The organism is Tardiphaga sp. P4_G1, from assembly GCF_056401215.1.
Window position 1 is genome coordinate 90675 of record NZ_JBFUJU010000011.1, and the last position, 23629, is coordinate 114303.

A 23629-nucleotide genomic window follows, 5' to 3' on the forward strand; every position below is an offset into this window, starting at 1 on the left:
CATTCCACATGGGACAGGAGCGAACATGCATTCGGGATCGGTCGGCAATCGAGAGACCATTGTTCTTGTCACGGGCATCGGCGGCTTTCTGGGCGGACATATCGCCCGGCAGTTGCTGGCCAAGGGTTACTCTGTTCGCGGTAGCGTTCGTCGCATGAGCGGCTGCGACCGGATCGCGAAGCAGATCTGTGCGGCGCCAACCGACTCGCATTCGCTCAGTTTCGTCGAAGCCGACCTCTGCTCCGACATCGGATGGGATGCCGCCGTCACAGGCTGCAGCTATGTGATCCACACGGCATCGCCGTTTCCGGCAGGCCTTCCGAAGGATGAAAATGAACTGATCCAACCCGCGCGGGACGGCGCGTTACGGGTACTACGTGCCGCGCATCGCGCAGGCGTGACGCGGGTTGTGCTGACGTCCTCGATCGCGGCCACCAACCACGGTGGCGGCAAGGCGCCGTATACGGAAGACAACTGGACCGATCCGACGGCCAAGCGAGCAACGCCCTACTATAAATCAAAGACGCTGGCCGAACGGGCGGCATGGGCCTTTGCTGCGGAAACCGGACTGGATCTCGCCGTCATCAATCCCGGCATCATTTTCGGGCCTCTGTTGGGTCCGGATTACGGCACGTCGATCGGGCTTGTTCAGCAGATGATGAGCGGCAAGCTCAAACGTGTGCCGCGTTTCGGCATCGCGGTGGTCGATGTCCGCGATGTGGCTGACGTGCATATCAGGGCAATGACCCATCCGGATGCGTCAGGCCAGCGCTTCATTGCCGCCGGGAAGTTTCTATGGATGCGCGACATGGCGGCCGTACTGGCGCAGTCATTTCCGAATTATGCCCCGGCTCTGCCCTCGGGCGAGGTGCCAAACTGGATGATCAAGGCAATGGCGCCGTTCAGCGCACGCTCGCGCATGATCGTCCACGAACTCGACGTCGATCTGAGTGTCAGTGCCGCGAAGGCGCAGCGAATGCTGGATTGGCAACCAAGGTCCGCCGACGAGGCCATTCGCGCCAGTGCACAAAGCCTGATCGACCACGGCCTGCTCGCGACCTCCTGAATTCCCACACCTCACAACAACGGAACCAGCCTATGACCTCATCCATCATCGATCCGAAAGAGCATCCGGAAGCGGAAGCCATCCAAGGTATCGAACGCGCGCGGCTTCGTGCGCTTGTCAGCGCCGACATGGCAGCGGCCGAGCCGCTGCACGCCGCAGACTTCCAGCTGATCACGCCGATCGGCGCGGCACTGTCAAAAGCCGAATATCTTGGTGCCGTTGCAGGTGGCCACATCAAGTACCTGACATGGACGCCCGGTGACATTGCCGTGCGGCTGTATGGCATGAGTGCCGTGATCCGCTATCGCGCCCGCATTGAGGTGGTTTTCGGGGGCCACAAGGTCCCGCCAGGCGACTATTGGCACACCGATGCTTATGAAATGCGTGACCGGCAGTGGATGGTGGTCTGGTCGCAGGCCACATCGATCACACAGCTTGCCTGATCTTTGTGGATCTGCATTCGCTCCGGGGTGCTGCAGCCAGTGAAAACCGCTGCTGCAGCCCGGATCATGGGTTATGATGGCACATGACCACTTCCTCAGACGCCAAGCTCTCCAATCTGTTCCTCGACATGCTCGCCGCCGAACAAGGTGCTGGCGTCAATACACTGGACGCCTATCGCCGCGACCTCGAAGATTTCTCCGAATTCGCCACCGGAGCGAAATCCAGTTTCATGGCAGCCGACACCCAGTTACTGCGCGACTATCTCGAAGACCTGGACGAGCGCGGCTTCAAATCGACCACCGCGGCGCGGCGGCTGTCCGCCATACGGCATCTGTTTCGCTTTCTGCTCAGCGAAAAAATCCGCACCGACGACCCGGCCGCCATCCTGTCGGGCCCGAAGCGTGGCCGCAGCCTGCCCAAGGTACTGTCGATCGCAGACGTCGACCGCATGCTGGTGCAGGCGCGGGCGCAGGCACAGAATACCGAAGCCTCAGCGCAACAGCGGCTGCGCGACGCCAGGCTCTATTGTCTGCTCGAAGTGCTCTACGCCACCGGGCTTCGCGTCTCCGAGCTGGTCTCGCTACCGCTCACCGCGGCGCGCCGCGATGCCCGCATGATCGTGGTGCGCGGCAAGGGCAACAAGGAGCGGCTGGTGCCGCTCAACGAAACCGCCAAACAGGCGATGGCCGAATATCTCGCTGCGATGGCCGAGTTGCAGAAGTCTCAACCAAAAAAGAGCGCCGCCTCGAAATGGCTGTTTCCGTCTTTTGGCGAGAGCGGCCACCTGACCCGGCAGCATTTCGCGCGCGACCTGAAAGAACTTGCCGCAGCATCCGGCATTGCGCCGCGGCTGGTGTCGCCACACGTGCTGCGTCACGCCTTTGCCAGCCATCTGCTGCATAACGGCGCCGATCTTCGCATCGTGCAGACGCTGCTCGGCCATACCGATATTTCGACCACACAGATCTACACCCATGTGGTGGAAGAGCGGCTCAAGAGCCTGGTCCGCGACCTGCATCCGCTCGCGGAAAAATAGCGCTCAACGCGAGTGCGGCTCGGCCTCGCCAAGATGATCCGTCTCATCGTCGCGCCGCATCCCGGAGGTCGGCACCAGCACCGGCTGCAGTGCCGGAATCAGCCGAGAGCGCTCACGCTTGGCGGGGATCGCGCGATAGACCTGTTTGGTGGCCTCGACGATATGCACGCCGGCAAACGGCATCGACAGCGCCGCGCCAATCCGCTCCCACGCCATCGCCGAGCGCAGAAACCAGCCCATTCCGACCGGCGGCATGAACAGCGCTTCGCTCCACGCCGTCGGCGTAAACCAGGTCTGTCGCAGCAACTGCGTGATTTGCGAGCGCGAATAGGGTCGGCCGTGACCGAATGGCGTCGAGTCGGTGCGAGTCCAGACGCCCCGGCGATTCGGAATCACCGCCATCAACCGGCCGGACGGCGCGAGCACGCGCCAAACCTCGCGGAGCAAACCTTCGGGATCGTCGGACATTTCCAGGGCGTGCACCAGGATAATGCGATCGACGGCGGCATCCGGCAGCGGCAGCGAGAATTCGTCGACCAGCGTGGCCAGCGCCGGCTTTGCCGTCGGCCATTTCAGCACCCCCTGCGCCGCCGGCATGAACGCGATGCACCGTTCGGAATTCTCCCGGAAAAGACCGAGATACGGTGTGGGGTACCCCAGACCGAGCACACGCTGGCCTTCGGCATCCGGCCAATGCGCCTGAATACCGCGATTGATTAGCCGCCGCGCCACGATACCGAGGCGGCGCGAATAGAAATCCCGGAGATCGATCACATCGATGGTCATGATGACTTTCTAACACGTTGCGGCGGCCCACGATCCCCCGAATCGCGCATTGCCGGGGCAGTGTTAACGCCAGATATCCAGACCATCGCGGGTGGTGAGTTGCACCAATTGACAAGCCCGGCCCGGCTGCGGCCTAGTCGAAGAAACAGGCGCCGCGACGTCGTTGCAGGAGAGACAAAAATGCTGTCACGCCGAGGTCAAACGATCACAAGGACGGCGGCGACGGCTGCGGGTCTGGCCGTGGCAGCACTCGCGCCATTCTCCGCCGAGGCCAATCCGGCGACGGTCGATTACATCTGCACCCCCGCACTGCCGGGCGGCAACAAGATCTCCGTCGATTACAATTCAGGCGGCAAGTCGATCACCCTGTTCTATCCTAATGGCGAAACGCTCCGCATGCCGATCCAGAGATCCGGCTCGGGCTTCCGCTACGGCGAAGGCAATGTCGGGATTGCCGGCAAGGGCCAGACCACCATCACGCTGCAGATTGCCGGCCAGCCCGCGCGCCAATGTGTGACACCGCGCTGACCGTCATGCATCGCCCATATTCATCCCCATCAATTCGCCGCACGTATGTGCGAGCGCATCACGACGTGATCCAACGGAGTTACCATGGCTGCTGAAATTCGCGTCTTCCCCTGCCTGTCCGACAATTTCGGCTACCTGATCCACGATCCGCAGAGCCTGAAGACTGCCGCCATCGACGCGCCGGAGGCCGGTCCGATCATGAAGGTGCTGCAGCGCGAGGGCTGGAAGCTCACCGATATTCTGGTGACGCATCACCATGCGGACCACGTCGGCGGCATCGCCGAGCTGAAGAAGACCTATGGCTGCAAGGTCACAGCGCCGCACGATCAGGGCACGGCAATTCCTGAAGTCGACCTCCGCGTCGCCGAAGGCGATACCGTGCAGGTCGGCGCGCTCACCGCCCGGGTGTTCGAGACCCCCGGCCATACGCTCGACCATATCTGCTACGTGTTCGACAGCGAGCTGGCGCTGTTCTCGGCCGACACGCTGTTTTCGGGCGGCTGCGGGCGGGTGTTCGAAGGCACCTATCCGATGATGTGGCAATCGCTGAAGAAGCTGCGCACACTGCCCGACGACTACCGGGTCTACTGCGGCCACGAATACACCGCGGCCAACATGAAGTTCTGCCTCGGCATCGACGCCAACAACGAAGCGCTGAAGAATCGCGCCGAAGAGGTGGCGCAGCTGCGCGCCGTCGGCAAGCCGACTATCCCCGTTCTGCTCGGGCTTGAGAAGAAGACCAACGTGTTTCTGCGCGCCGACGATCCGGCCATCGCCGCCGCGGTCCGCCTCAAGGGATTCAGCGAGGACGACGTTTTCGGCGAACTCCGTGAACGCAAGAACAAGTCCTGATGACAGGCAAGACGCCAACTGCAGCCGAGATCATCGCAACGCTCGGCCTGCAGCCGCATCCCGAAGGCGGCCACTACCGCGAGACGTTTCGCGACAGTCGCGTAGATGCCGGCGGGCGGGCGGCTTCGACGGCGATCTACTTCCTGCTGGCATCAGGCGAACGCTCGCGCTGGCATCGCATCGATGCCGTCGAGATCTGGCACTATCATGCGGGCGCTCCGCTTGCGCTGGAAATCGCCAGCGACGCCGGCCAGCGCACGATCACGCTCGGGCCGGACGTCGCCGCTGGACAAGAGCCGCAAGGCATTGTCCCACCGCATGCCTGGCAGGCCGCCTCCACCACTGGCGACTGGACACTGGTCGGCTGCACGGTGGCACCGGGTTTCGATTTCGCGACGTTTGAGTTGGCCCCGAAGGGCTGGAAGCCTGACTAGCCCGGCTTCCAGATCATATCCTTGGCTGCGATCAATGCTGCCGCGGAAGCAATATTCGCGCTCGCCTGCGCGAAGCCGGCCAGAATCAGGAGCGTCGTTGATAGCAGCGGCGTCGCATAGGAGGTGGCACCGAGCACGATGATCGCCGCCCATACCAGCGGACTCGATGGCCATACGGCGTCCTCCGTAAAGCGATGTACGGCGACGGCCAGAAATGCGGCGGTGGCGCATGTCGCACATCCTTCGAGACGCCCGCAAGGGCGGGCTCCTAGGATGAGGTCAGCGGAAACCGCGTCCGCTCAGGCGTGATATTGCCCGCCGTTGATGGTCATCGTCGACCCAGTCACGAAGCCGGACTCTTCAGCCGCCAGGAACACGACGGCGCGCGCGATTTCCTCGGGCTCGCCGAGGCGATTGACCGGGATCTGCGGCAGGATGTTCTTCTCGAGCACGTCCTTCGGCACCGCCTGCACCATTTCGGTGTTGATGTAGCCGGGGCAGATCACATTCACCGTGATACCAAGCTTGGCATTCTCCAGCGCCAGCGCCTTGGTGAAGCCGATGTCGCCAGCTTTGGCCGCGGAATAGTTGACCTGACCGAACTGCCCCTTCTGCCCGTTGATCGATGAAATGTTGATGACACGTCCGAACTTGCGCGAGCGCATGCCTTCGATCACCTGACGCGTGACATTGAACAGCGAGCCGAGATTGGTGTTGACCACCTTGTTCCACTGATCGGGCGTCATTTTGTGGAACGCGCCGTCCATCGTGATGCCGGCATTGTTGACCAGCACATCGACCGGTCCGAGTTCGGCCTCGACCTTCTTCACACCCTCGGCGCTGGCCTCGAAGGAACTGACGTCCCATTTGAAAACGGGAATGCCGGTCTCGCTTCTGAATTTCTCGGCGGCCGTATCGTTACCGGCATAGCTTGCCGCGACCTTGTAGCCCGCAGTCTTCAACGCCTTGCTGATCGCGGCGCCTATCCCTCGTGTTCCCCCGGTCACCAATGCAACGCGCGCCATGATCGATCCCTCCACCAATCTCTTTTGTAGTTATAGCTTCGAATTAATCTGGCGATACGCTGAACATCAAGCAGAATTGGACCATCAAGCGAAAATGCCCGACGCAAAGCGCCGGGCATTTTGTTGTAGCAGTGTGTGCAGTGCACGCGCGAGCCGATGTTTTCGGCACGCGACGCGTAAGGATTAGTCGCGTGCGATGCACATCGCGATGCCCATGCCGCCGCCGATGCACAGCGTGGCAAGGCCTTTCTTCGCGTCGCGCTTTTCCATCTCGTGCAACAGCGTGACGAGAACACGCGCACCGGATGCACCCACCGGATGACCGATCGCGATCGCGCCACCGTTGACGTTAACCTTCGACGTATCCCAGCCGAGATCTTTGTTCACGGCGCAAGCCTGCGCAGCAAAAGCTTCATTGGCTTCGATCAGGTCGAGATCGTTAATGGTCCAGCCGGCCTTCTTCAGCGCGGCGCGCGATGCCGGGATCGGGCCAGTGCCCATGATCTTCGGATCAACGCCGGCCTGGCCCCACGACACGATGCGGGCGAGCGGCTTGAGGCCTTCCTTGGCGGCCTGCTTGGCGGTCATCAGCACCACGGCGGCAGCGCCGTCATTGATGCCCGATGCACTGCCGGCGGTGACGGTACCGTCCTTCTCGAAGGCCGGGCGCAGCTTGGCCATGGCCTCGATGGTGGCGCCGTGGCGCGGATATTCGTCATCGCTGACGATGACGTCGCCCTTGCGGCCCTTGATGGTGACCGGAACGATCTCGTCCTTGAACTTGCCGGCCTTCTGCGCAGCTTCCGCTTTCTGCTGCGATGCAACAGCGAACTCGTCCTGCTGCTGGCGCGTGATCTGGTACTGCTTAGCCACGTTCTCGGCGGTGTTACCCATGTGATAGCCGTTGAAGGCATCCCACAGACCGTCCTTGATCATGGTGTCGACGAATTCCACCGGTCCCATTTTCACGCCGCCGCGCAGATATTGCGCATGCGGGGCCATGCTCATGGATTCCTGACCGCCGGCAACGACGATTTCCGAATCACCATTGAGCAGCGCCTGATAGCCGAGCGCGACGGTGCGTAGGCCCGAGCCGCACAGCATGTTGACGCCCCAAGCCGAGGTTTCCACCGGCAGGCCGGCAGCAATCGAGGCCTGACGCGCGGGGTTCTGGCCCTGCGCAGCAGTGAGGATCTGTCCCATGATGACTTCGGAGACGCGGGCCGGATCAATCTTGCCGCGCTCAAGCGCCGCCTTGATGGCAATGGCGCCGAGATCATGCGCCGGCATGGTCGCGAAAGCGCCGTTGAAGCTGCCGACGGGTGTGCGGGCAGCGCTGACGATGACGACATCGTCTGACATGGACATCTCCTGTTGTTGAGGTTTTTTCGACGGTCAGAGCCAGGATGGCGGGGGCCGCGTTGCAAACTATCCTGTTAACTGAGGGTCGGACTGTCAATTGGTCAGACGCCAAATTACGGCCGCAACGCACGCAAAATGGCACGGATGTCGCTTTGCATAGCACAAGACTGCTGCCATTTTAACCGTGACGCACAAAACGGTAGCCGAGCCCCTTTGAAAGTGCTTACTTTATTGCATTGCGTTGTTCGACAACCTTATGGCGCGCTGCCGTAAGGTTCCCTGTCCTCGGTCCGTATGTGTGAGCCCCCATGGCGAAATCAGATCAACCCACGACAATCAAAAAATATGCGAACCGCCGGCTTTATAATACCGGAACAAGCACTTACGTGACGCTTGAAGATCTCGCTGCGATGGTGAAGGACGGCGAGGATTTTCTCGTCTATGACGCCAAGACCGGCGACGATATTACCCGCTCGGTGCTGGCCCAGATCATCTTCGAACAGGAAAACAAGGCTGGCCAGAATCTCCTGCCAACCACTTTCCTGCGCCAGTTGATCCGCTTCTATGGCGACAGCATGCAGATGGTGGTGCCGAAGTATCTCGAGCAGTCCATCGACAGCCTGACGCGCGAGCAGGAGAAATTCCGCAAGCAGATGACGAACACGTTCAGCATGACGCCGTTCGCGCCACTTGAGGAAACCGTTCGTCGCAACATGGAATTGTTTCAGCAGACCTTCGCGATGTTCAAGCCGTTCGTGCCGCCGCGCGGTGGCGCTGCGTCGCCGGAGCCGGAAAAGGCGCCGGAGCCGACCGCTGAGCCTGCCGACACCATGGATGACCTGCGTCGCCAGATGAAGGAAATGCAGGAACGCCTCGAGCGCATGTCGCACGAGCCGAAGCCGGAATAATTCGCGGCTCACTTATCGGAAATCGGAATGACGCCGGCCGTAGCTACACCTACGGTCGGCGTTTCCATTTGATGAGCGCAACATCGCCATGGCGAAGCAACCCACCCCACTCACTCTCGACCGGCTCGACACCCCGATCGGCATCGCGCTGCTGGTGACGAACCACGGTGGCGCACTCTGCGCACTCGACTGGATCGATTACGAAGAGCGCTTGCTGACTTTGCTGCGTCGTTACTATGGGACGGTCGAACTGACCGAGAACTCGGCACCATCCGAGATCCGCAGTGCACTCTCACGCTATTTCGACGGCGACCTCGACCAGCTCGATGGCATCACCTGCCACATCCCCGGCACGCCGTTTCAGAACCGCATCTGGACGGCACTGCGAAAAATCCCTGCAGGCAGCACACTCAGCTACGGCACGCTGGCCGCGCAACTCGGCGTGCCCAATGCAATGCGCGCGGTCGGCCATGCCAATGGCGCCAATCCCCTGAGTGTCGTCGTGCCCTGCCACCGCCTGATCGGCGCCAACGGTTCGCTCACCGGCTATGGCGGCGGCATCGCGCGCAAACGCTGGCTGCTAGAGCATGAGGGTGTCGTGGTGGCGTCCTAAGCCGCCGGCTTCTCCGCGATATCGCCGTTTGCCAGCAGATGGATCAACGCGCGCTTGATCGCAGCCTGACGCGTCGGGGCATTGATCTGCGCTCCAAGCAAATCGGTGACGTAGAACACGTCTCGCGCGCGCTCGCCGAAGGTCGCGACATGCGCCGAAGCGATGTTGAGGTTGAGCTTCGAGATCGCCGTGGTCAGTTGATACAACAGACCCGGCCTGTCGAGGCCGGAGACCTCGATCACGGTGTAGCGATCTGACCACTGGTTATTGACGATAACTTCCGGCTCCACCGTGAAGGCCCTGATCTTGCCCTTGGTCGAGGCGCGCTTGGCCACGGTTTCCGGCAGCCGCACCTTGCCTTCGAGCACGTCCTCGATCATGTCGCCGATCCGTGTTGCACGGCGGCCTTCGTCGTCATCGCGATCGTATTCCCGGGAGATCGCGATGGTGTCCAGCGCGCGGCCATCGGTCGTGGTGTAGATCTGCGCGTCGACGATATTGGCACCGGCTGCGGCGCATGCGCCGGCGATGATCGACAGCAACCAGGGATGGTCGACGGCCAGAATCGTGAGCTCGGTGACGCCGCGGGCTTCATCGAACCCGACATTGATCGCGAGCTTGTGCCCGGCCTCTTCCGATGCCCGCAGGAAGCGCGCGTGGCGAATTTTGCGATCGAGCTCGACCTTGAGCCAGTAGGCCGGATAGTGCCGCAAAATATAGGCGTTGAGATCCTGCTCGGGCCACTCGGTGAAGGCACGGCGGAATTCGGCCTGTGCCGACGCGATGCGCTGCGCGCGATTGACCTCGGAGAAGCCGCCGGTGAGCACCGGCTCGGTCTCGTAATACAGCGTCCGGATCAACTGCGCTTTCCAGCCGTTCCAGACGCCGGGACCGACGCCGCGGATATCCGCGGTGGTGAGAATCGTCAGCAGCTTCATCTGCTCGACCGACTGCACGACCGCCGCGAAATTCTCAATGGTCTTGCTATCCGACAGGTCGCGCGACTGCGCCACCGTGGACATGGTCAGATGTTCCTCGATCAACCATGCCACGAGATCGGTGTCGGCGGCGTTGAATCCGAGCCGCGGGCATAGCCGCCGCGCCACCTTGGCGCCAGCGATGGAGTGATCCTCCGGACGCCCCTTGGCGATGTCATGCAGCAACACCGTGATATAGATCACCGCCCGATGTTCCGGGCGGATCTTACGCATCAGATCGCTGGCGACAACGAACTCGTCATTCCCGCCGCGCTCGATCTCCTGAAGGATGCCGACACACCGCAGCAGATGCTCATCCACCGTATAGTGATGATACATGTTGAACTGCATCATCGACACGATGCGGCCGAAGGCACGAATGAAATGACCGAGTACGCCGGTCTCGTTCATCCGCCGCAGCACGATCTCGGCATTGTCCGAGGTCAGGATCTCCATGAACAGCGCATTAGCTTCGGCGTTCTCGCGTATCTCCGGCGTGATCAGCCGGAGCGAGCGCGTCGCGGTCCGCATCGCATCGGGATGGAAGGCCAGATTGTGCTTCTGCGCCAACCGGAAGAACCGAATCAGGTTGATCGGGTCTTCCTTGAACACGTCAGGCGCAGCAAGGTTGATACGGTTGTTGTCGATGATGAACGCATCGCTGTCCGGCAGCCGGCGGCGATGCATCTCGGGCCGCAGCTTGGCCATCATGCGCGTCAGCGCCGGCGCCGGCTTGGCCTGCTGGTCTTCGAGCTTGGCGCACAGGATCGCGGTGAGATCGCCGACTTCCTTGGCAATCAGGAAATAGTGCTTCATGAAGCGCTCGACGTCCTGCATACCAGGATGCGAGGTATAGCCGAGACGAACCGCAATCTCGCGCTGCAGGTCGAAGGACAGCCGCTCTTCCGGCCGTTTGGTCAGGAAGTGGATATTGCAGCGAACCGACCACAGGAAGTCTTCGCAACGCTTGAAGGTGCGGTATTCCTGCGGATCGAACACGCCCCGCGCCACCAGCTCCTTGCTGTCGCGCACCCGATAGACGTATTTCGCGATCCAGAACACAGTGTGCAGGTCGCGCAGGCCGCCCTTGCCGTCCTTGACGTTGGGCTCGACCAGATAGCGCGACTGGCCGCCGCGGCGATGGCGCTCCTCGCGTTCGGCGAGCTTGGCAGTGACGAATTCTGCGGCGGTGCCCTGCACCACTTCGGCATCGAAGCGCGTGACCAGTTCGTCGTAGAGAGCCTGATCGCCGGTGAGGAAGCGCGTTTCCAGGATCGCGGTGCGGATCGTCATGTCGCCGCGCGCCTGGCGGATCGATTCATCCACCGAACGCGTAGCGTGGCCGACCTTCAGGCCCATGTCCCACAGGCAATACAGAATGACTTCGGCGACCTGCTCGCCCCAGGCGGTCTGCTTGTAGGGCAGGATGAACAGCAGATCGATGTCGGATTCCGGCGCCATCAGCCCACGGCCATAGCCACCGGTGGAGACCACCGCCATCCGTTCGGCACCAGACGGGATTGGCGAATGATACAGATGCTTCGTCGCCGCGGCGAACAGCATGCGGATGATTTCATCCTGCACGTGGCAGAGCTGCTCGGCACAGCGTCGGCCGTGGCGGTCCTTCAGCAACACGGCCTCGGCGGCTTCACTGGCCTTGAGCAGTTCCGCCTTCAGCAGCTTGGCGACCGCGGCACGAAACAAATCGTTCTTGCCGCGATGCTGCGCTGCAAGCGCATCGATCTCGGCGGTAATCCGCGTCGTGTCGAAGTCGGTTTCGGTCGTCGGTCTGTCTTGTGTAGCAACGCTGTCCATGAACAACCCGGATATCGGACGGCGCAAGCGCTGTCACGGTGATTGTAGCCCCACAGCTAGTCCATGCTGCCTTTTGCGCAATCCGGGCAACAACGTTCTCGCGGCGGTGACCTTGGCGCCTCATATCTTCTCGTTGACGAAACGCCATAACTAATTGAAATTAAAGCACGTTTTCGCACAGAGAGCGACCCCAGCATGGTGCCATGACGCCCGCAGGATGCAAGTCGCCTTCGAACCTCACGTTTCGACAGTTCATCAGGGAGAGACCAGAATGTTCACGATGTCACGGCGCGCTGTCGCCGGTCTGATTGCTGCGGCTGCACTGCTGCCCGGAGCTAGCTTCGCGGCCGAACCGCTCAAGGAAATCCGGCTCGACTGGGCGACCTACAATCCGGTCTCGATCATCCTCAAGCAGAACGACCTCTTGGAGAAGGAATTCGCCAAGGACGGCGTGAAGATCACCTGGGTACAGTCGGCCGGCTCCAACAAGGCGCTCGAATTCCTCAATGCGGGGTCCATCGATTTCGGCTCGACCGCGGGCTCCGCTGCGCTGGTGGCGAAGATCAACGGCAACCCGATCAAGTCGGTCTACGTCTATTCGCGTCCGGAATGGACGGCGCTGGTGACCGGCAAGGACTCCAAGATCGCCTCCGTCGCCGATCTCAAGGGCAAGCGGGTCGCGGTGACCCGCGGCACCGATCCCCACATTTTTCTGGTCCGCGCTTTGCTCGGCGCCGGCCTGACCGACAAGGACATCACGCCAGTTCTGCTGCAGCATGCCGACGGCAAGGCCGCGCTGATCCGCGGCGACGTTGATGCATGGGCCGGACTCGATCCGATGATGGCGCAGGCCGAGGTTGAAGACGGCGCCAAGCTGTTCTTCCGCAAGCCGGACGCCAACACCTGGGGCATCCTCAATGTGCGAGAACAGTTCCTGAAGGACTATCCGGATGCCGCGCGTCGCGTGCTCGCGGTCTATGAGGAAGCCCGCAAATATTCGCTGGAGAATTATCCCGAGCTGAAGAAGGCCTTCATCGGCGTCACCAAACTGCCCGACGCCGTGGTCGACAAGCAGCTCAAGGAACGCACCGAACTGACCCACAGCCGCATTGGCGCATCGCAGCGCGAGTCCATCCTCGCCGCCGGTCTCGCATTGCAGCAAGCCGGCGTCATCGACGCCAAGGTCGATGTGAAGGCGACGGTGGATGCACTGATCGACGATCAGGTGCCGCTGCCAAAGAGCTGACGTCCCGCATCTGCGAAGCCGCCCTTCACCCTCCCTGCAAAGGGAGGGTGAAGCTTTTGAGTATCTTGCAAACCAAATCGAGACGCGCTTCAGCTATGGCCATGACGCTCGACACGACTGCGCTCGACGCGACGGAAACGCGCGCGACATCTGTATCCAACAAACGCTGGCAGCGTTTCGCGCGGCCGGCGCTGGGCGTCGTATTGCCCCTGACACTCGCGCTGGCATGGGAGCTGGCCGTCTGGTCCGGCTGGTCGAACGGCCGGCTGGTACCGCCGCCGTCGCGCGTCTTCGCCACCATCATGGAGCTCGCCCGAAGCGGCGAACTCTGGCGTCACATCACCACCACGCTCATGCGCGTCGGCGCAGGCTTTGGGCTCGGCGTTATCGCCGGCACGCTGCTCGGCGCTATCTCCGGCTATTGGGGAATCGCGCGGCGACTGCTCGATCCCACCGTGCAGGCGCTGCGCGCCATCCCGTCGATCGCCTGGGTGCCGCTGTTCATCCTGTGGCTCGGCATTTTCGAGACCTCGAAGGTCGCGCTGATTGCCGTCGGCGTGTTCTTTCCGGTCTATCTCGGCGTGTTGGGCGCGATCCTCTCGGTCGATCGCAAGATCGTCGAGGTCGGCCGCACCTTCCGCCTTTCCGGCCCCACCATGATCCGCCGGATCCTGCTGCCTGCGGTTCTGCCCGCCTATGTGGTCGCGCTGCGCGTCGGCCTCGGGCTCGGCTGGATGTTCGTGGTCGCGGCCGAATTCATGGGCGCCTCCGAAGGGCTCGGCTATCTCCTCATCGACGGCCAGCAGCTCGGCAAGCCCGCGCAAATCCTCGCCGCAATCACCATCTTCGCGCTGCTCGGCAAGACCACCGACTGGCTGATCGAATTGATCACCACACCACTGCTGCGCTGGCAGGATGCGTTCCGACCGGGTGGAGAGACCTGATGCTTGCCCTCGACAAGGTCGGCAAGACCTATCCCAACGGCGTCCATGCGCTGGAGCGCTTCACCGCGCAAATCCCGCAGGGCGAGATCGTCGCCATCATCGGTGGCTCCGGCTGCGGAAAATCGACACTGTTGCGCGCCGTTGCCGGGCTCGATCGCGCCTCGACCGGCAGCATCCGCATCGACAATATCGATATCAGCGCGCCGCATGAGAAAATCGGCATCATCTTCCAGGAACCGCGGTTGCTGCCGTGGCTGACCGTCGCCGACAATATCGGCTTCGGACTGTCCGAGCTTCCTGTCGCCGCACGCCGCGAGAAAGTCGCACAGGCCCTGGCGCGCGTCGGCCTGTCGGATAAAGCACAGGCATGGCCGCGCGAACTATCCGGCGGGCAGGCGCAACGCGTGGCCATTGCCCGCGCATTGGTACCGCAGCCGGAGGTGCTGTTGCTGGATGAGCCGTTCTCCGCGCTCGACGCCTTCACGCGCCGCGACCTGCAGGATCATCTGCTTGATCTGTGGGCCGACACGCGGCCGACGCTGGTCCTTGTCACCCATGATGTCGACGAAGCCGTTGTGCTGGCGGACCGCGTGCTGGTGATGCGTCCGCGGCCGGGTCGGCTGTTCGCCGAGATCGATGTCGGCCTTGCGCGTCCCCGCGACCGCGCATCGCCGCTGTTCGACGCGGTGAAGCGCCGCGTGCTTACCGCACTGGATCGATCGCTGGATCGTGACGTGCCCGATAGCGCTCCCGCCGAGACCGTCGGCGCGTGGTGGTGACAACAGCACCGCGAGCTAATAAAAGCTGCAACTAACAAAATCTCAGGGAGAGATATCATGGACGCCGCCGCGCTTCGCGCCACCCAGGCCCCCATCAAGGAGCTCTACAAGACCGATCCCAAGGCTGCCTTCATCACGCTGAAGGCCAAGGGCTCGATCGACAGTGACGGCATCGCCTGCAAAGTCGAGACCGGCCGGCAAATCGCCGCTGCCGGCCTGCACCCCGCAACGGGCGGCTCGGGTCTCGAACTCTGTTCGGGCGACATGCTGCTGGAAGCATTGGTGGCCTGCGCCGGCGTGACGCTGAAGTCGGTGGCCACCGCGGTCGAAATTCCCTTGAAGTCCGGCAATGTGACAGCCGAGGGCGATCTCGATTTCCGCGGCACGCTCGGCGTCGACAAGGAAGCCCCGGTCGGCTTCGCCGAAATCCGCCTGCGCTTCGACGTCGCCACCGACGCGCCGCAGGACAAGCTCGATCTGCTGCTGAAACTGACCGAGCGTTATTGCGTGGTCTACCAGACCATCAAACATGGCCCGAAGGTTTCGGTGTCCCTCAACAGGGTGTAAGCAGGCCAGACGACTCTCACCAAGAAAGAGGAGGCCAAGCACCTCCTCTCGTCAGGCTGCCATGTCCCCCGAACTTGCTTTCCTCCTGACGCTCACTCTGCGCATGGCGATCACCGCCGCCTTCGTGATCACGGCCTCCATCATCACCGAACGATCCGGCCCGGTGATCGGCGCGTTGGTAGCGACGCTGCCGATCTCGGCGGGACCGTCCTACGTCTTTCTCGCGCTCGATCATGACGCCGCTTTCATCGCGCAAGGTGCATTGGCCAGCCTGCCGATCAATGGCGCAACGATGTTTCTCGGATTGACTTACGTGCTGCTGGCGCAACGCCACAACGTGATCGTCAGCCTCGGCACCGCTGTGCTGGTGTGGTTCGCCCTCGCCCTGCTGGTGCGGCAGTTCGAATGGACTTTGCTTGGCGGCATCGCGGCCAATGTCGTGGCCTTCGGCATCTGCCTGCCGCTGATGGCGCGGTTTCGCCATGCGAGGATGCCGCTCATCACCAGGCGCTGGTACGACATCCCGCTGCGTGCTGCTCTCGTCGCAACGCTGGTCGCCACCGTGGTGACGCTGTCCTCGACCATCGGCCCGACCGGCAGCGGCATTCTCGCACTTTATCCCGTGGTCTTCACCAGCCTGATGCTGATCCTGCATCCGCGGATCGGTGGCCCGCCCACCGCCGCCGTGATCGCCAATGGTGGCTGGGGCCTGATGGGTTTCGGTATCGCGGTGGCCGTGATGCATGTCACCGCCACGCGCTTCGGCTCGGTGGTCGCCCTGAGCCTCGCGCTGGCGACTTGCGTGGTGTGGAATCTCGGCCTGTGGTCGTGGGGACGCAGGCGCGCGCGCTTCATTTGAAACGCCGTCATGGCCGGGCTTGTCCCGGCCATCCACGTCTGTCTTCGCCGATCGAAGGCGTGGATGCCCGGCACAAGGCCGGGCATGACGATGGAGAATGTTACTTCGGCAGTTTCGCCTTCAGCGCATAGAGCGCATCCAGCGCCTCCCTTGGCGACATCTCGTCGGGATGCAGCGCCTTCACGGCGTCCATCAGCAATTCCGCCTCCGACGGAGGAGCCGCCTCGACCGGTGCACGCGCTGTGATCGCGAACAGCGGCAGGTCATCCATCAGCGCCTTGGCGCTCTGGCCGCGATCCTGCGCTTCAAGCTTGGCCAGCACCGACTTCGCGCGCGCGATTACCGCCGGCGGCAGGCCCGCGAGCTTAGCCACCTGAATGCCATAGGAGCGATCCGCCGAGCCCGGCAGCACCTCGTGCAGGAACACCACGTCGCCGTGCCATTCCTTGACCCGCACCGTGGCATTGAACAACCGCGGCAGTTTAGCGGAGAGCGCCGTGAGCTCGTGATAATGGGTCGCGAACAGTGCGCGGCAGCGATTGCTCTCATGCAGATGCTCGATCGCGGCCCAGGCGATCGATAGACCGTCGAAGGTCGCAGTGCCGCGGCCGATTTCATCCAGGATCACCAGCGCACGTTCGGTGGCCTGATTGAGAATGACGGCGGCCTCGACCATCTCGACCATGAAGGTCGAACGCCCGCGCGCGAGATCATCCGCAGCGCCGACGCGCGAAAAGAGCCTGTCGACAATGCCGATGCGGGCGCGCGAGGCCGGCACGAAACTGCCTATTTGCGCGAGCAGCGCGATCAATGCGTTCTGGCGCAGGAAGGTCGACTTACCGGCCATGTTCGGACCAGTGATCAGCCAGATCTGGCCGGACTTCTGCCCCGGCCCGGGCGACAGATCGCTGGCATTGGCGATGAACGGCTGGCCGTCGCGGCGCAGCGCCTGTTCGACCACCGGATGCCGGCCGCCCTCGATGGCGAATAACAGCGAGTTGTCGACTTCGGGGCGGACGTAGTTGTCATCGACCGCCAGCTTCGCCAAAGCCGTTGCGACATCGAGCAGCGCGAAAGCATGCGCCGCAGCGCGCAGATCTTCCGACGCCTCGGCGACCATCGCCGACAGCCGTTCGAAGATTTCGAGCTCGAGCCCGAGCGCACGGTCGCCGGCATTGGCGATCTTGGCCTCGATCTCGCCGAGTTCGGACGTGGTAAAGCGCACCTGCCCTGCCAGTGTCTGGCGATGGATGAAGGTCGCGTTCAGCGGGGCCTGCATCAACTTGTCGCCATGCTGCGCGGTGACTTCGACGAAATAGCCGAGCACATTGTTGTGACGGATCTTGAGGCCCTTCACGCCGGTGTCATCGGCATAGCGCGCCTGCATCGCGGCGACCACGAGACGCGAGGCGTCGCGCAGATTTCGGGTCTCGTCGAGCGCAGCTTCGAAGCCTTCGCGCACGAAACCACCATCGCGCTTCAGCAGCGGAAGATCGTCGGCCAGCGCCCGCGCAAAGGTCGCCGCGAGCTCGCGCGACGGACGGCGCAGGCCGGCCATCGCCGCGGTGATATCCGCCGGCAGGTTGTCGATGGCGCCGAGGCGATCCAGCACCTGATCGGCGGCAAGCACACCATCACGCAGACAGGCGAGATCACGCGGACCGCCGCGGCCGACCGAAAGCCGCGCCAGTGCGCGCGACATGTCAGGCGCAGACTTCAGGGCCGAGCGCAGATCGTCGCGCAGCCCGCTGTCGGATACGAAACTCGTGACCGCATCGAGCCGGCGGCCGATCGCCACTTCATCGGTAAGCGGCGCGGCGAGGCGCTGCGCCAGCAGGCGCGAACCGGCGGCGGTGACGGTGCAGTCGATCGCATCCAGCAGCGAGCCCTTGCGCTCGCCTGATAGCGTGCGCGTCAGTTCGAGATTGGCGCGGGTCGCCGGATCGATGGCCATGGTGGTGCCGACCGCTTCGTGGGTCGGCGGCGACAGCGGCACGCGTTTGCCGACTTGCGTGCGCTCGACATAGGTGACGCACGCCGCCGCAGCGGTCGCTTCCAGCCGCGACATGGCGCTGAGGCCGTCCATGGTGGCGACGGCAAAGTAATCGCACAGCCGGCGCTCGGCGGTGGCACCATCGAACACGTCACGGGTCAGCGGCGTCACCGCCGGCAATTCGCGCAGCAACTGGCTGAGATCAGGATCGCTGTAGAGCGCATCCGTAACCAGCACCTCGTTCGGATTGATCCGCGCCAGCGTCGCGCCGAGTTCGCCTGTCGCACATTCGGTGACAATGAATTCGGCAGTCGAAATATCGATCCAGGCCAGACCGATGCGATCCGCACCGCTTGAGCCCTTGCTGCGCGCAATCGCCAGCAGATAATTATTGGCCCGCGCGTCGAGCAGGTTTTCTTCGGTCAGCGTGCCCGGCGTAACCACGCGCACGACGTCGCGGCGAACCACGCTCTTGCCGCCGCGCTTCTTCGCCTCGGCCGGATCCTCCATCTGTTCGCAGACGGCGACACGGATGCCGAGCGAGATCAGGCGGTGCAGATAATCATCGGCGCGAACCACCGGCACGCCGCACATCGGGATATCCATGCCCTGATGCTTGCCGCGTTTGGTCAGCACGATGCCCAGGGCGCGCGAGGCAACCTCCGCATCCTCGAAGAAGATCTCGTAGAAATCGCCCATCCGGTAGAACAGCAAGAGGCCGGGATTGGCGGCCTTTATCTCAAGGTACTGTTCCATCATGGGAGACACTTTTGCGGTGTCATCCACGCGGGGAGCGGGTTCTGGGGCGGTAATGGGCTGCTGGATCGTCATGGCGCCGGACGCTAGCAAATTTTGCTCCGCCGATCCCACCCGCGGCTGTCGCAAACCGTAGTTTTCCCCACCGCGGAGAGGCAGTTGACAAGTCAACTGCGATCTCATATCCGCAATTCCAAGGACAACGCTGCCATCCAGCAGCAGCATTTGACCGGGTCAGCGGGGGTTCTTAAAACCACCGCGAAAATCCGGCAATCGAGCGCGGATGCAGTCTCCAGGGAGAGAATTGATGAGCGATGTCTTCATTTGCGACGCCGTCCGCACCCCCATCGGCCGTTTCGGCGGCTCCCTTGCCAAAGTTCGCGCCGACGACCTCGCCGCCGCCCCCATTAGAGCTCTGATGGACCGCAATCCCGGTGTGGATTGGGCTGCCGTCGAGGAAGTCTATTTCGGCTGCGCCAACCAGGCCGGTGAAGACAACCGCAACGTCGCCCGCATGGCCGCGCTGCTGGCCGGCCTGCCGGATTCCGTTCCCGGCGCCACACTGAACCGTCTTTGCGCCTCCGGCCTCGATGCCGTTGGCGCCGGCGCCCGTGCCATCCGCGCCGGTGAAATCGATTTCGCCATTGCCGGCGGCGTCGAATCCATGACCCGCGCGCCATTCGTGCAGGGCAAGGCTACCGAAGCCTTCTCCCGCTCGGCGGAAATCTTCGACACCACCATCGGCTGGCGCTTCATCAACCCCTTGATGCGCGAAAAGTACGGCGTCGACGCTATGCCGGAGACCGGCGAGAACGTCGCGCAGGATTTCCAGATCTCGCGCGCCGACCAGGATGCCTTTGCGATCCGCTCGCAGCAGAACGCCGGAAAGGCGATCGCTTCGGGCTATTTCGCCGAAGAAATCATCCCGGTGATGGTGCCCGGCGGCAAGGCCGGCCCGATCGCCGTCGACAAGGACGAGCATCCGCGCCCCGAAACCACGCTGGAAGGCCTCGCCAAGCTGCGCCCGATTGTCCGCAAGGATGGCACGGTCACCGCCGGTAACGCCTCGGGCGTCAATGACGGCGCCTGCGCCATGATCCTCGCCTCGGGTGCTGCGGTCGAGAAGCACGGCCTCAAGGCCCGCGCCCGCATTCTCGGCCTCGCCTCGGGCGGCGTCGCGCCGCGCATCATGGGCATCGGCCCCGTGCCGGCGACCAAGAAGCTGATGGAACGCCTTGGTCTGAAGATCAGCGATTTCGATCTGATCGAGCTCAACGAGGCCTTCGCGTCGCAGGGCATCGCGGTGCTGCGCCAGCTCGGCGTCAAGGAAGACGCTGACTTCGTTAATCCGCATGGCGGCGCCATCGCACTCGGCCATCCGCTCGGCATGAGCGGCGCGCGCCTGGCGATGACGGCCGTGCACGGCATGGAGAAGCGCGGCGGCAAGCTCGCGCTGGCCACCATGTGCGTCGGCGTCGGCCAGGGCGTCGCCATGGCGATCGAGAAACTGAACTAACAACGACGTTTTCAAGACTGCCGCCGCGGAATCCGCGGCGGCCAAAAAGGGAAAACCAGCATGACGCTAATCTATCCCGTCGAGAGCAATGCGGCGCACGCGCCGCGCCTCTCACCTGGCTACAAGAGCACCATCAAGCGCGCGCCACAGAAGCAGCGCATCCTGATGCCGCACACGCTGTCGGAAACGACAGGACCGGTCTACGGCCACGAGACGGTGCGCCCCGGCGATCATGACCTCACCACCATGCATGCCGGCGAGCCGCTCGGCGAACGCATCATCGTGCACGGCACGGTGATGGACGAGGATGGCCGCGGCGTGCCGAACACGCTGGTCGAACTGTGGCAGGCCAATGCCTGCGGCCGCTATGTGCATGTCTGGGACCAGCATCCTGCCCCGCTTGATCCGAATTTTACCGGCGCCGGCCGCACCGTCACCGACGCCGCGGGCAACTACAAATTCGTCACGATCAAGCCCGGTGCCTATCCGTGGGGCAATCACCACAATGCGTGGCGCCCTGCGCACATCCACTTCTCAGTGTTCGGCCACTCCTTCGTCTCGCGCCTCGTGACGCAGATGTATTTCCCGAACGATCCGCTGTTCCCGTTCGACCCGATCTTCAACTCGGTCACAGACGAAAAGGCGCGCCTGCGCATGGTGTCGGATTTCGACCTCGACGTCACCGAGCCTGGCTGGGCGCTGGCCTATCGTTTCAACATCGTGCTGCGCGGCCGCAACGCCACCCCGACGGAGAATCACTGATGCCCGGAATTACCCCGTCGCAGACCGTCGGTCCGTTCTATGCCTACGGCCTGACACCGAACGGCAAATACGCCTGGAACGACGCCTTCACCAGCAACCTGCTGACATCCGACGTCACCGGCGACAAGATCCGCATCGAAGGCGTGATCTATGACGGCGACGGCAAGGTGGTGCCCGACGCCGTGCTGGAAATCTGGCAGGCCGACGCGCAGGGCCGCTTCGCCGATCCGCAGGATACCCGCGGGCTGCCGAATTCGAGCTTCAGGGGTTTCGGTCGCTCCGGCACCACCGATGCCGGCGAATATTCGTTCGACACCGTCAAACCCGGCAGCGTGCCCGGCATTGATGGCAAGCCGCAGGCGCCGCATATCGTGATGGCCGTGTTTGGCCGCGGCATGACCATGCAGTCGATGACGCGTATCTATTTCGAGGACGAAGCCGCGACGGCTGATGATGCGGTGATGAACCTCGTCCCGGCCGACCGCCGCGCGACGATCATCGCGAAGAAGACGGCCCCTGGCGTGTATCGGTTTGATATCCACCTGCAAGGGGCCAACGAGACGGTGTTCTTCGACGTGTGATGTCTCTCTTATCCCTCCCCCAAAGCGGCGCAGCCGCGCAGGTGGGGAGGGTGGATCGACCGCGAAGCGGTCGAGACGGGTGGGGAGCCACACACGGCGTCCTCGCTTGGGGAGAGACCCCACCCCGGCCTATCGGCCGACCCTCCCCACTGCGTCCAGCTTCGCTGGACTTGAGGGAGGGAAACCATCAGCGTCTCCGCTTTAATTATTCCATCACCGCCGGATGCTCATCCGCACCCGGCTTCGCCGCTTGCGCGCGCAAGGTCGCCTTGGACGAGCCGATGATCAGCGCCATCGGAATCGCGCAGAGCGTCACCAGCATCACCATCTGATAATCCAGCCCGAAGGCGATGATCGTGGCCTGCAGCGTGACGATGGCGTCCATCATGGCGCGGCCGCTGTCGGTGGCGAGGTTGATCGCGCTGGTCACATTGGGCATCTGCAGCGCATTGCTGAACGGCGTGATGTGCTCGACCAGCACCGCATGGGCCATACGGGTGTTTGAGGTGAGCTGCGCGATCACGATGGAGATGCCGATCGAACTCGCGACATTGCGCAGCAGCGTGAGCATCGAGGTGCCGTCGGTGCGCAGATGATTTGGCAGCGTCAGGAACGCCACGGTGGACAGCGGCACGAAGACGAGACCAAGGCCAAATCCCTGCGCGATGGAGACGATCACGATCTCCGGCACGCCGGTCTGGTCGGTCCACATCGACGTAAAGAACAGCGACACCGACATCAGTGCCATTCCCACCATGATCAGTGTACGCGCCTCGACATATTTCATGATGCGCCCGACCAGCATCATCGCCACGAAGGTGCCGGAGCCGCGCGTCGCCAGTAATAGCCCCGCCGTGAGGATCGGATAGCCGATCACGTTCTGCAGATAGGGCGACGACAGTGCCATGGTCGAATACAGCACCAGCCCCATGACGGCCATGAACACGCAGCCGCCGACAAAATTCTTGTCCTTGAAGATGGCGAACTGGATGAACGGCTTCGAGGTCGTGAAGGAATGCGCGAAGAAATAATAGAAGCCGATGATCGAAACGATCGCCTCGATGACGATTTCATTGGATTCGAGCCACCCGAGCTGCTCGCCGCGGTCAAGTGCGAGCTGCATCGCACCGATACCGATGGCCAGCGCGCCGAAACCGAACCAGTCGAATTTCAGGTCTGCATTGGTCTTGGTCTCGTCCATGAAGGCCAGCAGGCCAAACACCGTGACGATGCCGAAGGGCAGATTGACGAAGAACACCCAGTGCCAGGAGTAAGTTTCAGTCAGCCACGCGCCCAATGAAGGCCCCATGATCGGGCCGAGCATCACGCCCATGCCCCAGATCGACATCGCCTTGGCGCGCTCATGCAGCGCGTAGCTGTCGAGCATCACCGCCTGCGACAGCGGCACGAGTGCCGCGCCGAAAACGCCCTGCAACAGGCGAAAGCCGACCATCTGGTTGATGTCCTGCGCGAGGCCGCACAGCACCGAGGCGACCGTGAAGCCCGCCGAACAGACGATGAAGATCTTCTTGCGACCGAACCGGTTGGCGATCCAGCCGACGGGCGCAGTCATGATCGCCGCGGCAACGATATAGGAGGTCAGCACCCAGTTGACCTGATCCTGCGACGCCGACAGCGTGCCCTGCATATAGGGCAACGCAACGTTCGCAATCGTGGTGTCGAGCGCCTGCATGATAGTCGCGGTCATGGCGCAGATCGTCACCATGTTCCGGCGAAAGCCGGGGACCGCACTGGGAGATGGCGCCGACGTGCTCATGGG

22 protein-coding genes and 1 pseudogene are annotated in these 23629 nt (G+C 62.9%); 16 read left to right on the forward strand and 7 right to left on the reverse strand.

Going from position 1 to position 23629, the window contains the following annotated elements; genetic code table 11:
* The first annotated feature begins 25 nt into the window (after window positions 1-25).
* From AC1DUY_RS24520 to xerD, 3 genes are all read left to right on the forward strand, one after another.
* A complete protein-coding gene (locus tag AC1DUY_RS24520) occupies window positions 26-1066 on the forward strand; it encodes an NAD-dependent epimerase/dehydratase family protein (protein ID WP_309947809.1) in 1041 nt (346 codons plus the stop codon).
* 32 nt (window positions 1067-1098) lie between these two features.
* Window positions 1099-1509: a nuclear transport factor 2 family protein gene (locus AC1DUY_RS24525; protein WP_231078198.1), complete on the forward strand. Its 411-nt coding sequence runs from the start codon at window positions 1099-1101 to the stop codon at window positions 1507-1509.
* Between the two features lie 83 nt (window positions 1510-1592).
* Complete coding sequence (xerD, locus tag AC1DUY_RS24530) at window positions 1593-2546, forward strand: site-specific tyrosine recombinase XerD (RefSeq protein ID WP_231078199.1); 954 nt, start codon at window positions 1593-1595, stop codon at window positions 2544-2546.
* Window positions 2547-2549: 3 nt separating this feature from the next.
* Here the strand turns inward: xerD and AC1DUY_RS24535 are convergent, their stop codons facing one another.
* The gene (locus tag AC1DUY_RS24535; protein ID WP_175368639.1) at window positions 2550-3332 is read right to left on the reverse strand and encodes a class I SAM-dependent methyltransferase; all 783 of its coding nucleotides are present in this window, start codon (window positions 3330-3332) and stop codon (window positions 2550-2552) included.
* Between the two features lie 180 nt (window positions 3333-3512).
* Between AC1DUY_RS24535 and AC1DUY_RS24540 the strand changes: the two genes are divergently transcribed.
* From AC1DUY_RS24540 to AC1DUY_RS24550, 3 genes are all read left to right on the forward strand, one after another.
* Window positions 3513-3860 (forward strand): MliC family protein, encoded by a 348-nt coding sequence (locus AC1DUY_RS24540; RefSeq protein WP_478117750.1) that lies wholly within the window; start codon window positions 3513-3515, stop codon window positions 3858-3860.
* Between the two features lie 84 nt (window positions 3861-3944).
* Window positions 3945-4712 (forward strand): hydroxyacylglutathione hydrolase, encoded by a 768-nt coding sequence (gloB, locus tag AC1DUY_RS24545; RefSeq protein ID WP_441228546.1) that lies wholly within the window; start codon window positions 3945-3947, stop codon window positions 4710-4712.
* Entirely contained in the window at window positions 4712-5146 is a 435-nt protein-coding gene (locus tag AC1DUY_RS24550) for a cupin domain-containing protein (RefSeq protein WP_478117752.1), read from the forward strand. The genes gloB and AC1DUY_RS24550 overlap by 1 nt, the downstream gene beginning before the upstream one ends.
* Here AC1DUY_RS24550 and AC1DUY_RS24555 read toward each other — a convergent pair.
* The 3 genes and pseudogenes from AC1DUY_RS24555 to AC1DUY_RS24565 form a co-directional block, all read right to left on the reverse strand.
* Window positions 5143-5376: pseudogene (locus AC1DUY_RS24555) on the reverse strand (aromatic amino acid exporter YddG); the annotation flags it as partial. The gene AC1DUY_RS24550 and the pseudogene AC1DUY_RS24555 sit on opposite strands and share 4 nt — an antisense overlap.
* A gap of 69 nt (window positions 5377-5445) precedes the next feature.
* Window positions 5446-6171 (reverse strand): acetoacetyl-CoA reductase, encoded by a 726-nt coding sequence (gene phbB / locus AC1DUY_RS24560; RefSeq protein ID WP_184513276.1) that lies wholly within the window; start codon window positions 6169-6171, stop codon window positions 5446-5448.
* Between the two features lie 183 nt (window positions 6172-6354).
* Window positions 6355-7533 carry an acetyl-CoA C-acetyltransferase gene (locus AC1DUY_RS24565; RefSeq protein WP_089262650.1) on the reverse strand — a complete coding sequence of 393 codons (1179 nt, stop codon included), beginning with the start codon at window positions 7531-7533 and terminating at the stop codon, window positions 6355-6357.
* A gap of 308 nt (window positions 7534-7841) precedes the next feature.
* Between AC1DUY_RS24565 and phaR the strand changes: the two genes are divergently transcribed.
* Both phaR and AC1DUY_RS24575 read left to right on the forward strand, forming a co-directional pair.
* Entirely contained in the window at window positions 7842-8441 is a 600-nt protein-coding gene (gene phaR, locus AC1DUY_RS24570) for a polyhydroxyalkanoate synthesis repressor PhaR (RefSeq protein ID WP_089262652.1), read from the forward strand.
* A gap of 88 nt (window positions 8442-8529) precedes the next feature.
* Window positions 8530-9054: a methylated-DNA--[protein]-cysteine S-methyltransferase gene (locus AC1DUY_RS24575; protein WP_439057075.1), complete on the forward strand. Its 525-nt coding sequence runs from the start codon at window positions 8530-8532 to the stop codon at window positions 9052-9054.
* Here AC1DUY_RS24575 and AC1DUY_RS24580 read toward each other — a convergent pair.
* Window positions 9051-11846: a [protein-PII] uridylyltransferase gene (locus AC1DUY_RS24580; RefSeq protein ID WP_184513274.1), complete on the reverse strand. Its 2796-nt coding sequence runs from the start codon at window positions 11844-11846 to the stop codon at window positions 9051-9053. The genes AC1DUY_RS24575 and AC1DUY_RS24580 overlap by 4 nt on opposite strands.
* A 271-nt stretch (window positions 11847-12117) precedes the next feature.
* Here AC1DUY_RS24580 and AC1DUY_RS24585 point away from each other — a divergent pair, with 271 nt between their 5' ends.
* From AC1DUY_RS24585 to AC1DUY_RS24605, 5 genes are all read left to right on the forward strand, one after another.
* A complete protein-coding gene (locus tag AC1DUY_RS24585) occupies window positions 12118-13092 on the forward strand; it encodes an aliphatic sulfonate ABC transporter substrate-binding protein (protein WP_478117756.1) in 975 nt (324 codons plus the stop codon).
* A gap of 95 nt (window positions 13093-13187) precedes the next feature.
* The gene (locus tag AC1DUY_RS24590) at window positions 13188-14036 is read left to right on the forward strand and encodes an ABC transporter permease (protein ID WP_478117758.1); all 849 of its coding nucleotides are present in this window, start codon (window positions 13188-13190) and stop codon (window positions 14034-14036) included.
* A complete protein-coding gene (locus tag AC1DUY_RS24595; protein WP_441228542.1) occupies window positions 14036-14815 on the forward strand; it encodes an ABC transporter ATP-binding protein in 780 nt (259 codons plus the stop codon). Before AC1DUY_RS24590 ends, AC1DUY_RS24595 begins: the two co-directional genes overlap by 1 nt.
* Window positions 14816-14872: 57 nt before the next feature.
* Window positions 14873-15382 carry an OsmC family protein gene (locus tag AC1DUY_RS24600; RefSeq protein WP_093759694.1) on the forward strand — a complete coding sequence of 170 codons (510 nt, stop codon included), beginning with the start codon at window positions 14873-14875 and terminating at the stop codon, window positions 15380-15382.
* A 61-nt stretch (window positions 15383-15443) separates the two neighbouring features.
* Window positions 15444-16241, forward strand: coding sequence for a hypothetical protein (locus tag AC1DUY_RS24605; RefSeq protein ID WP_478117761.1), 798 nt, complete (start codon window positions 15444-15446; stop codon window positions 16239-16241).
* Between the two features lie 100 nt (window positions 16242-16341).
* Here the strand turns inward: AC1DUY_RS24605 and mutS are convergent, their stop codons facing one another.
* On the reverse strand, window positions 16342-19065 hold the full coding sequence (gene mutS, locus AC1DUY_RS24610; protein ID WP_478117763.1) for a DNA mismatch repair protein MutS: 2724 nt from the start codon (window positions 19063-19065) through the stop codon (window positions 16342-16344).
* Window positions 19066-19297: 232 nt separating this feature from the next.
* On the opposite strand from mutS, the gene pcaF reads away from it, so the two are divergent.
* The 3 genes from pcaF to pcaG are packed head-to-tail and all read left to right on the forward strand — an operon-like array spanning window position 19298 to window position 21849.
* Window positions 19298-20506, forward strand: coding sequence for a 3-oxoadipyl-CoA thiolase (gene pcaF / locus AC1DUY_RS24615; RefSeq protein ID WP_093759700.1), 1209 nt, complete (start codon window positions 19298-19300; stop codon window positions 20504-20506).
* Window positions 20507-20566: 60 nt separating this feature from the next.
* A complete protein-coding gene (gene pcaH, locus AC1DUY_RS24620) occupies window positions 20567-21268 on the forward strand; it encodes a protocatechuate 3,4-dioxygenase subunit beta (RefSeq protein WP_068732948.1) in 702 nt (233 codons plus the stop codon).
* Entirely contained in the window at window positions 21268-21849 is a 582-nt protein-coding gene (pcaG, locus tag AC1DUY_RS24625) for a protocatechuate 3,4-dioxygenase subunit alpha (RefSeq protein ID WP_441228539.1), read from the forward strand. The genes pcaH and pcaG overlap by 1 nt, the downstream gene beginning before the upstream one ends.
* A 205-nt stretch (window positions 21850-22054) precedes the next feature.
* Here pcaG and AC1DUY_RS24630 read toward each other — a convergent pair whose 3' ends face one another.
* Window positions 22055-23626 (reverse strand): DHA2 family efflux MFS transporter permease subunit, encoded by a 1572-nt coding sequence (locus AC1DUY_RS24630; RefSeq protein WP_439079244.1) that lies wholly within the window; start codon window positions 23624-23626, stop codon window positions 22055-22057.
* Between the last annotated feature and the right edge of the window lie 3 nt (window positions 23627-23629).